The organism is Bacteroides timonensis, assembly GCF_000513195.1.
Lineage (GTDB): Bacteria > Bacteroidota > Bacteroidia > Bacteroidales > Bacteroidaceae > Bacteroides > Bacteroides timonensis.
Genome location: NZ_CBVI010000009.1, coordinates 1 through 14,181 on the forward strand (window position 1 = coordinate 1; position 14,181 = coordinate 14,181).

Genomic DNA, 14,181 nt, shown 5'->3' on the forward strand with positions numbered 1-14,181 from the left:
CCTTCCTATATTTAGATCCGTTTCCGCTGCGGGGAACGGCAGTTTCCCCTAATGAAAACGCTCGTTTCCCTTAGTGGGAACGGCAGTTTCTTTTAGTGGAAACGCCAGTTTCCTACAGGAGGGAAACTCTAATTAATTAGTTATAAAGCTATTAAATGCACCTTTCTGGAGTCATTAAGAATAATACAAAAATGCATGGCAAAGCAGTAAATTGCCGGAGAAGGGGGGATAACTGCCGGACAAGAAGTGATATAAAGAAAAGTCGTAACAATGCAGAAAAGACTTTTCTTTGTGCTTATCTTCTTTCCTTAAACGTCATCCCGAATAAAAAAACAAGCGGAGCGTTATGTTTTTGTTTCTGTCACTGGAACGAAGTTGTGTATCGGGATAGTAACTACTCTGAGGTGATTTCACTCGGCCGCAGCCCGAAGGACCTGCACGTCATCTTCTCTACCCTGACTTCCCACACTTTCACGTTGCGCACGGCGGGTTCGCTGTATTTGAATTCGTAATCGACGTATTGCTGCATGACGATGTCGAGTATGCTCCGTTTTTCATCCATGTCTTCGATGAAGCGGACATTGCCCCGGCACATCACGCTACGCGACTTCATGCTGTAGCTGCATGCCACCTGCCGGTGCATATACACCAGTTCGTGCCCTTCGCAGAAGGTGATGCAGACGTGCGGATGGCGTTCCGCCATCGCCACTTTGCCGCCTTCGGGACCGGAGTGCAGATAGATGACTCCGTTCCGGTAGGCGAAATTCATGGGGACCACGTAGGGGTTGCCCTCCAGGTCGGTGATGCCCACCATGCAGTAGGGGCATTTGCGGATGATTGCTTCAATCTCCGCCGCTTCGGTGATTGCGATTGTCTTCATAAAGCTGAATGGTTGTTTTTATTCCATCAACGCAAAGTCCAACTGTTTCTTTTCCAGATTGGCCCGTGCCACCTTAATCGTAATTGCATCGCCCAAACTGTAGGTACGGTGCTTACGGCGTCCGCGTAGGCAGTAGTTCTTCTCATCGAACTCGTAATAGTCATCGCCAAGATCGCGGATAGGTATCATGCCTTCGCATTTGTTTTCGTTCAGTTCAACGTACAGCCCCCATTCCGTAACACCGGAAATAACACCATCGAACACTTGTCCCAGACGCTCCGTCATAAATTCTACTTGCTTGTATTTGATGGAAGCACGTTCAGCGTTGGCAGCAATTTGTTCCATATTGCTGGAGTGGTCGCAGAGGTCTTCGTATTTAGTCTCGGAAACACTGCGTCCGCCATTCAGATATTTCGTCAGCAAGCGGTGTACCATCATGTCCGGGAAACGGCGGATGGGTGAGGTGAAATGCGTATAGTATTCGAATGCCAATCCATAATGTCCAATGTTGTGCGTGGAATAACGCGCTTTTTGCATGGCACGGATGGATACGGTTTCAATAAGGTTTTCCTCCTTCTTGCCCTGAATGTCGTCCAACAAGTGGTTGATGGATTTGGAAACATCTGTCTTGGTCCCACCGGTACGTATCTTGTAGCCGAAGCGGGCGATGAATTGTGCCAGGTTATCCAGTTTCTCCGGGTCCGGAAGGTCGTGGATACGGTAAGGGAATACCTTGGCCTTCTTGTTTTTCGGTACGCGACCGATTTTTTCTGCTACGGTGCGGTTGGCAAGCAACATGAATTCTTCCACCAGCTTGTTGGCATCTTTGGAAACTTTGAAGTAGACGCTGATAGGTTTCCCTTTTTCGTCTATCTCAAACTTCACTTCGTAACGGTCGAAGTTGATGGCTCCGGCTACGAAACGCTTTTGACGTAGCGCCTTGGCAATGGTATCCAGCATGAGGATTTCTTCTTTGAAGTCTCCTTCTTTCGTTTCAATTACTTGCTGTGCTTCCTCGTAAGTAAAGCGGCGGTCGGACTTGATTACTGTATGTACTACGCGCGAGTCTTTCACATCTCCCTTTTCGTTGATGTTGAAGATAACGGAGTATGCCAGCTTTTCTTCGTCGGGACGTAGGGAGCAGATGAAGTTGCAAAGACGTTCGGGAAGCATCGGGATGGTACGGTCTACAAGATACACGGATGTAGCGCGTTTTTCGGCTTCCTTGTCGATGATGCTGCCTTCGGTTACGTAGTGGGTAACGTCTGCAATGTGCACGCCTACTTCCCACAAGCCATCTTTCAGTTTGCGGATGGAGAGAGCATCATCAAAGTCTTTGGCATCCTTCGGGTCGATGGTGAAGGTAGTCACATTTCGGAAGTCCTCGCGTTTGGCAATTTCTTCATCGGATATTTCGGCGGGGATTTTATCCGCAGCTTTTTCTACAGAAGAGGGGTAGACATAAGGCAGTCCGAATTCGGCAAGGATGGCGTGCATCTCGGTGGTGTTGTCGCCCGCTTTGCCCAGGATGTCGATGACTTGCCCGATGGGGTTTTTCGCCTTGTCGGGCCATTCCACTACTTTCACGATGGCTTTATCTCCCGTCTTTCCACCTTTCAGCTTTTCTTTGGGGATGAAGATGTCATTGGCGAGCGTACGGTTTTCCGTCACCAGGAAGGCGTATGAACTGCCTACTTCCAGTGTACCTACGAAGGTGTCGTTGGCACGCTCCAGCACTTCTATCACTTCTCCTTCGGCTTCGCACCCGCGGCGTTTGGCGTAGAAGGAGATGCGTACTTTATCATTGTTCATGGCGTGTGCCGAATTACGCTCGGCCACGAATATCGGGTCACCTCCACCTTCGGGAATGAAGGAATTCTTTCCATTACTCTTGCGCTGGAAAGTGCCTGTCATTTCCACACCATGATTGTTCAGTTTATATTTGCTTTTCTCTACTTCGGTGATGTAATCATCCAGTAGCATATCGCTTAGAATATCCCTACACAGCATCTTCAGAGGATGCGTGGTAAGGTGGAGTTGTTCGAATATGTATTTCAGGGACAGTACCTCGTCGGGTTTCGAATGGAAAAAATCCATAAGGGCAGAAATGAGTTCTTTCTTCTTCATTCGCTTGCCGGCTTTTTTTTCTTTGTTTTTGGCCATAATATATTGATTATTGAATGGATTGCATATGATAGATACAAAGAAAACAATTTTTTTGCGAATTTGCTTTGTTTCTGTCTTGAAAAGAATGGGGATGTAGGCAAAAAAGATGTAATTAGCCTGAATAATTCATAGGAGTTAGAAGAGGTAAAGGAGTTAGAGGAGCTACAATGAATAATGTAGGTTAGGTAGTTAATTAATAACCATGCAAATAAACAAATAATAATTGAGAAATACAAAATGGCTTTTATTTTATATCTTTGCACCATTATTGTTTTAATAATCAGTATAGAATGAGCGTAGAAGTTGCTTCTCTGTCCCGGGAGAAGGAAATATACAAAGTGACGATTATCGGTAGTATTGCTAATTTTGCGCTACTTGCCTTTAAGTTTGTGGCAGGTATTCTAGGCCATAGCGCTGCTATGTTGGCGGATGCGGTTCATTCTTTATCTGATTTTGTGACGGATGTCATTGTTCTCGTGTTTGTCCGTATTTCCAATAAACCTCAGGATAAAGATCATGATTATGGACATGGGAAGTATGAAACGTTAGCCACTGCCATTATTGGAATTCTATTATTATTGGTGGGGTTCGGTATTTTGTGGAACGGTGCTTTTTCTATTTGGGCTTTTATGAAAGGAGAACAGCTGGAAGCACCTGGAATGGTGGCCCTGATAGCTGCTCTTGTTTCTATCTTGCTGAAGGAGATATTATATCAATATACAGTTATTAAGGGAAAGAGTCTGAATTCACAGGCAGTAGTAGCCAATGCCTGGCACCATCGGAGTGACGCTTTTTCGTCTATAGGAACGGCTGTGGGTATCGGAGGCGCAATCTTGTTGGGCGAACATTGGCGGGTACTCGATCCGATAGCCGCTGTGATTGTCAGTTTCTTTATAATGAAGGTAGCTATTCAGCTGTTGATTCCTTGTGTTGACGAGTTGCTTGAAAAGTCTTTGCCGGATGAAGTGGAGAAAGATATTGAGCAAGCATTGCTCTCTTTTCCCGGAGTCAGTGAGCCGCATCATCTCCGCACGAGGCGTATCGGTAGTTATTGCGCTATTGAAGTACATGTGCGTATGGATGGAGGGATTACATTGGAAGAAGCTCATACTACGGCTACGGCTATTGAACATAAATTAAAAACAATGCTTGGCGAAGGTACGCTGATTAATATTCATGTAGAACCCAAGAAGTAATGGAAAGTATATTAATAACAGGAGCCAGTGGATTTATCGGAAGTTTCATCGTGGAAGAAGCGTTGAAGCGGAAGTTCGGCGTGTGGGCGGGTATCCGTTCGAGCAGCAGCCGGGAATATCTGCGAAACCGTAAGATACACATTCTGGAACTGGATTTTGCACACCCCAATGAATTGCGTGCGCAGCTTTCCGGCCATAAGGGAACATATAATAAGTTCGATTATATCATCCATTGTGCCGGTGTCACCAAATGTGCCGACAAACGGGAGTTTGACCGGGTGAATTATTTGCAGACGAAATACTTTGTCGATACTCTTCGTGAACTGAATATGATACCAAAGCAATTTATCTATATCAGTACGCTGAGTGTGTTTGGCCCTGTTCATGAGAGAACTTATCAGCCGATTACGGAAGAAGACTCCCCTATGCCCAATACTGCTTACGGGTTGAGTAAACTTAAAGCGGAGCTTTACTTGCAAAGTATTCCCGCTTTTCCTTATGTCATCTATCGCCCCACGGGAGTGTACGGTCCGCGTGAAAAAGATTACTACCTGATGGCTAAGTCCATCAAGCAGCACACGGACTTTGCTGTTGGCTTTCGCCGGCAGGATCTGACGTTTGTTTATGTGAAAGATATTGTGCAGGCTGTATTCCTCGGTATTGAAAAACAGGCATGCCGACGTGCCTATTTCCTGGCAGACGGACAGGTGTACCGTAGTCGCGCTTTTTCCGACCTGATCCGAAAAGAATTGGGTAATCCGTTTGTAATTCGGATAGTATGCCCATTAATTATATTGAAAGTTGTATCTTTGCTCGCTGAATTTTGGGCGGTGCGTAGCAAGAAGCCCAGCACTCTCAATTCTGATAAGTATAACATAATGAAACAACGCAATTGGCAATGTGACATCAGCCCGGCTGTAAGAGAGTTGGGATTTGCACCTCAGTACAATCTGGAACAAGGTGTAAGGGAGACTATTGCCTGGTATAAGAACGAGGGATGGCTTTAGATTTATTTAAAAAGGTAGAAACCCGGAAGGGGTTATTTGCAGTTGAGAAGATAACACTTATATATAATTTGTTGACTTCGATTTTGATCTTGTTTCTTTTTCAGGAAATGGATCATCCGGTGCAGATGTTGATTGACCGTGCAATGATTGCGGGCATGACGTTTTTATTGATGTATCTTTACCGGCTGGCACCCTGTAAGTTTTCCGCCTTTGTGCGTATTGCTATCCAGATGTCCTTGCTTTCCTACTGGTATCCCGATACGTTTGAGTTCAACCGGATATTTCCGAATCTGGACCATGTGTTTGCTTCGGTGGAGCAGTGGATGTTCGGTGGTCAGCCGGCGGTATGGTTCTGCCTCCGTTTCCCGCATATGTGGGTGAGTGAGCCGTTCAATATGGGATACTTCTTCTACTATCCGATGATTTTGATTGTGGTAGTGTGGTACTTTATTTATCGTTTTGAACTTTTCGAGAAGTTATCGTTCGTGCTGGTCACTTCTTTCTTTATCTATTATCTGATTTATATCTTTGTTCCGGTGGCAGGTCCACAGTTCTATTTCCCGGCTATTGGTGATGATAATGTGGCGCAGGGTGTGTTTCCTTCTATCGGAGATTACTTCAATCATAACCAGGAACTACTGCCCGGGCCGGGATACGATCATGGATTCTTTTACAATCTGGTAGAGGGTTCACAGCAGATCGGTGAACGCCCTACAGCTGCTTTCCCCAGTTCGCATGTGGGAATTTCCACTATCCTAATGATTATGGCGTGGCGTGGTAGCCGCAGGTTGTTTGCTTGTCTGTTTCCCTTCTATGTACTGCTTTGCTGTGCCACGGTGTACATTCAGGCGCACTATTTGATTGATTCGATTGTAGGCTTTGTTTCAGCTTTCGGTCTGTATGTGGTGGTGACGTGGATGTTTAAGCGGTGGTTTGCACAGCCGATGTTCAAGTGAGTAACCATTTCCAGACAGGAAGGACTTCAATTTCCACTTCGCCTGCTTTGATTGTGTTTTCTTCATCATAAGTGATAATCAGCAGGCGATGGCACTCCAATACATTCTGTAATTTGATAAGTGCCTGTACTTCCCGCTCAAATGTCTCATCGGAGTGGTTTATCGTGTAGCTCACCTGAATGGCTGTATAGGTATCAGGTAGATAAAAGTCAACTTCAATGTTTTTGTTATAAAAGAACACGGCATCATCTATACCGTATTTACGTAATAGGCTGACAGCTACGAGATTTTCAAGTAAAGAGGTATTTGCATCTAAAAGTAGTAAGCTTAAAATGCCATTGTCGGCAAAATAATATTTTGGATTGGTTTCCCGTTCTACCAGTTTGTCGGCTATATTGCGTATCGGGAGTAAAAGACAAGCGTCTTTGGCATATTCCATATAATTTATAACCGTATTCTTTGCTATCTTAACTCCTGTGGATGCCAGAATGTTAGCCATGCGGGAGAAGGATACAGGTTGCTTTACACTTTCAGCTAATTTTCGGAAAAGAACTCTTAGGGCAAATGTGTTTTCAATGGAGTGTCGTGCAGCGATGTCTCCTAAATAGATTTTCTGATATACACTCGTCAGATAGTCGCGTTTGGCAGGCAGACTTGCTCCTTCGGGAAAGCCGCCGGATTTGAAGTAATCATTAAAGTAACGTTTGATTTCTGCACGGCTGTCTGTTGTAGAGAGTGAATGCTCGGTGAGATAAACGGTATTGGCATTGAGAAATTCTTTAAAATCATAAGGATATACGTAGATGGTGATGTATCTGCCGCCCAATGTTGTTGCTATATCCTGACTCAACATTTTAGCGTTGCTTCCGGTAATGTAAACTTTGTATTTGCTATCTGCCAGGCGTCTGGCAAATTTATCCCATCCATCAATATTCTGTATTTCGTCCAAGAAGAGCATTGGTCTTTTCTGCGACAGTTCAAAGTGTACTTCCAACAGTAGATTCAAGTCAGAGGCGGTTACGCCGATCAAACGTTCGTCCTCAAAGTTGATGTAGAGCATTTCATCCCAGGAATGGCCATTCGCCAGTAATTCTTGAATTCGTTGGTAAAGCATAAATGACTTACCGGCCCTACGTATTCCGACTAAGACATAATTACCAAATTCCTCAAACTGGAAATGACGTGAAATCACTTGCTGCTTGCTAACCTCTTTCCTGTTTTCAAGTAGTATTTCTTTTAGTGTTTCTTTCTTTAACATACTATATTGTTTTATTCATTGAACAAAAATAGGCGTTTTTTGTTCAATTAGCAAGACAATAACCGACTTGTTTCTCAAAGAACTTTTTCCGGTCGTCTTGCGTTGGCATCAGACAAGGTACTACGCTTTGGAGCGGTCTCTATCTCTATATTATGCAACTTACTCAAAGATAATCAAAAAGGGCTGACCTGTCAAATCGGAGGTCAGCCCTATCTCTGTCACAGGCTACGTAGTTTTAGCGGACAGTAATAGAAAGAATTAGTCTTTTACTTTGTTACGAGCACTTTCTTTCCTTCGAGGAAATAGACTCCTTCAACAAGACCATTTACTTGATTTTCTCCTTCAATTGCATCTACAGTACGAACGAGCATTCCAGTTGTGTTGTAGATGTTGATTGTCCGGTCTTTATCTGTGTGGATATAGATAATTCCATGTTTACTATATACCTTCAGCGATTCTGCATCTTTCTGTATCATGTCGCCTAAACCAGTTATGTCACCGTTTCCGCCGATGCTGTACATGCGTGGAGCAGATGCGCCACTGAATTCCAGCTTATTTACTACATAGGCTTCAAAAGGACGTATACTACGGCTATCGCGCTCAAACATGCTTCCTAATGTTTCATTGGTGTATTGCCAGTCTGAGTTCAGTGCATATACCTCTATATCCTGGGGCACGGTAGTAAACGTAGGCACCAAATCAAATGCTGGTCCTTCCGATTTCTCAAGGGTGGCAGGGGTTGCGGGAATATCTACTCCGTCGGCAGAGGCGGCGATGAATTGCACTTCTCCAGACACATTATAGTCTTCATCATACGTGTAGTTGTTGGGAACGGCAATGATGTAAGGCTTATGGGCTACGATGGCCGTGGCACTGCTGAAACCTTTGTCGGAATTCAATTCGCGGAGCCAGAACGGAGTTGCATTGGTCATGTCTGCACCGAACGGAGCCAGTTTTCGCGAGCCGAACATAACGGAAGTGACGTCGAATGGCAGTGCGATGCTTTCCCATCCTTTCGATTCGCCGCGCCCTGTTTCAAGACTGAAAGTTTTGCGGAACACAATCTTTTTGGCTTTGAATGCCATTTCGCAATTATACGTATAGCGGTCAGTGATATCAATGCTGTCTGCTATGCCGTCGCGAATGATATTATACCACTTGGCAGGTACTTCCGTGTTAGCGGTTACATACATCAGGCAGTTCTTGGCTGGTGAGAAGATATCATCCGCGATCTGGGTATCGTTATTCCAGTGGATCGCCAATAATTCGGTGGTGCCGCTGAAAGCGCCGGGCTGCACTGTCTTAATCCCTTTGCCCACTTTGATGGAACGCACATTCGGACAATTGTTGAAAGCTTTTCTGCCAATGAACTCTACATTATCTTTCAGTTCGATGCGGGTCAGTTTGGGGCTGCTGTAGAAGGCGCATTCACCGATTTCCTTTAGTCCGGTGCCAAAGCTGACACTTTCGAGGCTGTTAGAACTGCCTCCATAGCTTTCGCCATAACTGAAAGCGGTGTTGCCGATATACGTCAGGCTGTTAGGGAATGCCAACGACTTAATACCGGCTGAGCGGGTGAAGGCATAGCTGCAAATTGAGTCCAGTTCTTCAGCGAAAGATACTTCTGCTAATGCTGCGCAATCCTGGAAAGCATATTCACTGATTTTACGGGCCGGAATATGTATTTTAGCCAATTTTCCGCATGAGGCAAAGGCGTATTGTCCGATAGAGTCGGTCGTTGCCAATGTCACATCCTGCAGATTGTTGCAAGTGTTGAAGGCATAGGGAGCGATTGTTTTAGTGCCGCCTTCTTTCATGGTCACGGTGGTCAGGACGGCGTTCTGCGCGAAAGCGCTTTCGCCAATTCGGGTAGAACCGGCCCCTATGGCTACAGTGGCAAGTTCGTTGCAATAGCCGAATGCGCTTTCTCCGATATTGACCACAGTGGCCGGGATGGATACGGCTTTTAATTTGGTGCCGTAGAAGGCCCGGTCTTTAATGGTGGTCAATCCTTCAGGGAGATTTATTTCACTGATATTCGTATAATTGAATGCTTGAATACCGATGCTCTTTACATTAGGACCCAGTACAAACTTGGTTACATCCGAACGGTTATTGAAGGCATAGTCGGGAATGCTTTTCATGTTCAGGGTGAACTGTCCGATAGAGGTTTGGTAGAAAGCTTCCGGATGTATTTCCGTAACCTTTTCAGGAATGGTCAGGTCTTTCAGCGAGGTACAGTATGCAAAGCTGTATGCATCTAAAGTGGTCACATTCTCTCCAATAGTTACATTCGTCAGATTATCACAGGAGCTGAATGTATTTTGCGGTACCTTCGTAAGGCCTGAACCCAGTTTGGCACTTTTCAGCAGAGCGAACCCTGAGAATGTCCCTTCCGGAAGTTGGGTAATCCCATTTCCTATTGTGACGGATGCCAGTTTATTTTCCAGCCCTCTGAATGTTTCCTTCAAAGAAACAACTTTATCGGGAATAACCAAATCGGAGATGGCAGTTCCTTCGAACAGGTTATTTCCCAGTACGCGTGTATTGACCGGCAGTGTTATCGCTTTCAAGTTCCGGCAGTTTTGGAAGGCGTATCCGGCAATGCTGTCGATGCCGACTCCCAGCACGATGTTGCTCAAGGTGTCGCATTCGGCGAAAGCATATTCACCGATGCTTTTCACATTATTCGGGATGCTGATGCTTTTTAGTTTCTTGTCACCGGTGTTGTAGAAGGCATAAGCGCTTATTTCCGTGAGCTCGGCATTCAGTTGAATCTTACGCAGAGAGTCGCAGCCGCTGAAAGCATAACTGCCTATCTTGCGAATGCTGTTAGGCAGACCGATGGAGTCAAGAGCTGTACAGTTATTGAAAGTATTGGCCGGAATCTCTGTCAAGACAGTGTTGAATTTGACTTTCTTCAGTTGGGTGCAAGTATTGAAGACCTCTTCTCCGATAGTAGTGACCTTTGCGGGGAATGTAAATGAGCGTAAAGCGGTTGAGCTGAAAGCTGATCTTCCAATCTTAGTAACGTTTTCGCCTAATACGATTTCTTGCAGTTTACTCTTATTACTCAATAAGTTGTCGGGAATTTCTGTAACAGATACACCGAAGCTAATCTTTCGCATGTTTGCAAAACTGGAAGCGATATTGATAATTTCGGGAATGGTATTGTCTACCGTCACTTCACGTATACTGTCGCATTCTCCAAATGCATTATTTGCTATTTGGGTAATTTGCTTACCGAGAATAATGGAACGCAAGCTATCGCAATTATAGAATGCCATTTCAGGAATTTGGGTTAACTTGCTGGGAAGCGTAAGTGTACGCAGACCGGCACCGTTAAAAGCAGAAGTTCCTAGGTTGGTTATAGTTTCTGGGAAGCTGAATGATGCCAAAGAGGTACATCCGCTAAAAGCGTTGTTACCGATTGTTTTTACCTTCTTTCCTAAGATTACTTTCGTGAGTTTTGCCTGCCCGCTGAATGCACTGTTGATTTCTTCGATTCCATCACCGAAAGTTACTGAGGTAATGTTAGGTGTGTCGCGGAAAGCTCCGGAGTAATCGGACACAATAGTCTTGAGGCTATCGCCAAGCACAACTGTTTTTAGGTTAGGACAGGAAGCGAAGGTACGTTCCCTTAAGGTCTTTAGTTTGTTTGGTATCGTAATGCTTTCCAATCCAGCTCCAATGAATGAGTATGCACCCAATGCCCGTAGGCTGTCAGGTAATTTAATATCTTTCAGCCCCGCACATCCGTTGAAAGCATAATCTTCTATGGTAGTTGCGGTATTAGGAATATTAATGCTGCTTAATTGAGCGCATCCGGCAAATGCACTACCTCCAATGGTTTTCACACTATCACCCAATATCACTGTAGTAAGATTAGTTTTTCCATTGAACAGGGCAGGAATTGTGGTAAGTTTCGGACTGAAATATACCTTTTCTATATTAGGACAGTTCTCAAAAACATTGTTATATGAATGTATGCTATTCACGCCTTTTCCCATGTTGACAATTCGGAGTTTCTCGCAATTGGCAAAAATTCTGTTGTCTAGGTATGCCAATGAATCGGGGAAAGCGATGCTATCCAGACTATTACAACCTATGAAAGCTTCTGGGTTAATTGCCTTTAAATTTTTAGGAAAGATAATCTCCTTTAAATTCGCACATCCGGCAAATGTACTATTGCCAATTGTTTTTAAAGAATCCGGCAAAGTGATATGCTCTAATGCTGCACATCCGTTGAAAGTGCCATTCAATTCTCTAAATCCTTTTCCTAAAGTGATATTTGCCAATTTGGCCTTTCCGCTGAATTGAGCATTAAGAGTGGTTAATCCATCACCGATAATCAGCGTTGTAATGTTGTTACATCCTTCGAATGCCGCTTCCTGATAGTAACCGCCGATATTGGTCACTCCATTTCCTATCTTTACCGTTTCCAGTGCCGTACATCCATTGAAGGTATATCGCTGAATGCTTTCCACTTTATCGGGGATTGCGATTTCTGTCAGGCTGCTGCAGTTCGTAAAAGCTTGTTCTCCGATGTTTTTCAAGCTGTCATTCAGAATTATGCCGTTCAGTTTACTACAATTATAGAATGCTGCCGCACCGATGGTACGGGTACTGTCGGGGAAGTTTATTGTAGTAAGGCTGGTACATCCATTGAAGGTGTTATCGCCGATCGTTCTTAATTCGTCCGGTAATGTAATCGTTTCCAATGCTGTACATCCGTTGAAGGTTCCGTGCAGCTCTTTGAAACCTTTTCCTAAAGTGATATTTGCCAGTTTGGCCTTTCCGCTGAATTGAGCACTAAGAGTGGTCAAGCCATCACCGATAATCAGCGTTGTAATGTTGTCACATCCTTCGAATGCCGCTTCCTGATAGTAGCCGCCGATATTGGTCACTCCATTTCCTATCTTTACCGTTTCCAGTGCCGTACATCCATCGAAGGTATGTCGCTGAATGCTTTCCACTTTATCGGGGATTGCAATTTCGGTAAGACTGCTACAGTTCGTAAAAGCATTTTCTCCGATGCTTTTCAAACTGTCATTCAGAGTGATGCCGTTGAGTTTGCTACAATTATAGAATGCCGTCGTACCGATGGTACGGGTACTGTCGGGGAAGTTTATTGTAGTAAGGCTGGTACATCCATTGAAGGTGTTATCGCCGATCGTTCTTAATTCGTCCGGTAATGTAATCGTTTCCAATGCCGTACATCTGCTGAAGGTTTCGTGCAGTTCCTGAAGATTCTTGCCCAAAGTGACGGAAGTAAGTTTCGTTTTTCCTGCGAATTGGTTATTTAGTTTTGTTATCCCGTCACCAATGACTAAAGTTGTAAGATTATCACATCCCTCGAAGACCGGAGTTTGATAATATCCACCAAGCGATGTTACTCCATTTCCTATTTTCACAGTTTCCAGTCCTGAACATCCTGTGAAGACATATCCATCTATAGTCTGCAGAAGTTCCGGAATAACAACTTCTTTCAGGCTTGTACATCCTTGGAATGAACTACCTTCAAGAGTACGGAGTGCAGAAGGCAATGCAATGCTTTCTAATGCGGGACAGTTTAGGAAAGCTTGGCTTCCGATGAAATTCACGCTTTCCGGTATGACGACTTGTTTCAGAGAAGGACTTTCCGCAAATGCAGAACTTTCTATTCGGGTGATACCAGTCGGCAGAATAATTGTCTCCAGAGTAGTGCTACTGTGGAAGAAAGAGTTTCCTACTGTATTGTTTTCTAAAATAGCTTCGCTTAAGTCCAGTGTCTTTAGTTCCGTTGCCTTGATTTTCAGAAAGTCTATATCCGTTTTATTGATTGAACCGGAAAGTTTTACGGAAATGACATTGGGGAGTTCAGCTTCCGGAATAAGCGTATTAATCGTGCCGGGAGTTGTTACGTTGTATTGGTGGCTGAATGCTCCGCTATAGGCTCTCAATGTTATTTCTTTGGTTCCATAATTTGTAGAAACAATAGCCTTTCCTTCAATATTGCCTTCAGTTGTGGAGGTCAAAGTCACAGGTATGGTGATTTTTTGCAAAGAGCTGATTGTTTGAGTGTAATCGCCTATGCTGAAAGGAGCTTCCGTTGTGATGCTGTTGATGGTGACAACTTCTGTTCCAATGTTTGTCAGATGTACTTCTTTTGTTATAGGGGTGTTAACAGTCACATTGCCGAAGTATATCTGGGAGTCGCATATAGGGCGTCCCACTCCTGCCACGACAAAGGCATCCGGAGTGATGAAAATGTTCCTGACTTGAGCTTCATCAAATCCGGCAGTGGTACCTCCATTTTTTTGGTATGACCATTTAATGGTGTGTACACCAGGGGCTAATTGATGAGTTACTTCTGAAAAATTGGCCATATCGGTTCCACCGATAGATTGAATTTCTCGACCATCTACATAGAAGTAAAGCCTGTCGGAATATTCACTGTTTACATACCATTCAAAAGATATTGTGGCATCAAATGTCAATTCAAACGTGGTACTAAACCATCCTTCCGAGTTATCATCCTTATTTGTACTTTGTACTTTTCCCCCACCTGCGCTCCATGCATTCGTTGTCGAATGTTGAAATGTTAATGGAAAAGAGCCTTCTTTCAGTGCATTTTCTGCAAATGTATCCGTCTCCTGTATTGCGGACATGCCTGCGTAGGCACTTACGCCTACGAGACACATTATTAATATATAACTTGCTATTTTTTTCATGATCG

The 14,181-nt window shown here is 44.3% G+C and carries 7 protein-coding genes; 3 read left to right on the forward strand and 4 right to left on the reverse strand.

The annotated features are described in order from the left end of the window. Positions 1-394: 394 nt before the first annotated feature. Positions 395-880 carry a pyridoxamine 5'-phosphate oxidase family protein gene (locus BN161_RS03160; RefSeq protein WP_044263036.1) on the reverse strand — a complete coding sequence of 162 codons (486 nt, stop codon included), beginning with the start codon at positions 878-880 and terminating at the stop codon, positions 395-397. Between the two features lie 18 nt (positions 881-898). Continuing rightward, complete coding sequence (rnr, locus tag BN161_RS03165; RefSeq protein ID WP_044263039.1) at positions 899-3,043, reverse strand: ribonuclease R; 2,145 nt, start codon at positions 3,041-3,043, stop codon at positions 899-901. Between the two features lie 293 nt (positions 3,044-3,336). Here rnr and BN161_RS03170 point away from each other — a divergent pair, with 293 nt between their 5' ends. From BN161_RS03170 to BN161_RS03180, 3 genes are read left to right on the forward strand one after another with little or no spacing between them, the layout of a single operon-like run. Then, the gene (locus tag BN161_RS03170; RefSeq protein WP_044263041.1) at positions 3,337-4,242 is read left to right on the forward strand and encodes a cation diffusion facilitator family transporter; all 906 of its coding nucleotides are present in this window, start codon (positions 3,337-3,339) and stop codon (positions 4,240-4,242) included. Beyond that, positions 4,242-5,249, forward strand: a complete 1,008-nt coding sequence (locus BN161_RS03175) for an NAD-dependent epimerase/dehydratase family protein (protein WP_044263043.1) — start codon at positions 4,242-4,244, stop codon at positions 5,247-5,249. Before BN161_RS03170 ends, BN161_RS03175 begins: the two co-directional genes overlap by 1 nt. After that, positions 5,240-6,205, forward strand: coding sequence for a phosphatase PAP2 family protein (locus BN161_RS03180; RefSeq protein ID WP_044263045.1), 966 nt, complete (start codon positions 5,240-5,242; stop codon positions 6,203-6,205). Before BN161_RS03175 ends, BN161_RS03180 begins: the two co-directional genes overlap by 10 nt. Here BN161_RS03180 and BN161_RS03185 read toward each other — a convergent pair. Both BN161_RS03185 and BN161_RS03190 read right to left on the reverse strand, forming a co-directional pair. Continuing rightward, a complete protein-coding gene (locus BN161_RS03185) occupies positions 6,198-7,463 on the reverse strand; it encodes an ATP-binding protein (protein ID WP_044263047.1) in 1,266 nt (421 codons plus the stop codon). The genes BN161_RS03180 and BN161_RS03185 overlap by 8 nt on opposite strands. A gap of 266 nt (positions 7,464-7,729) precedes the next feature. Then, positions 7,730-14,176 (reverse strand): leucine-rich repeat protein, encoded by a 6,447-nt coding sequence (locus tag BN161_RS03190; RefSeq protein ID WP_081743621.1) that lies wholly within the window; start codon positions 14,174-14,176, stop codon positions 7,730-7,732. Positions 14,177-14,181 lie beyond the last annotated feature (5 nt).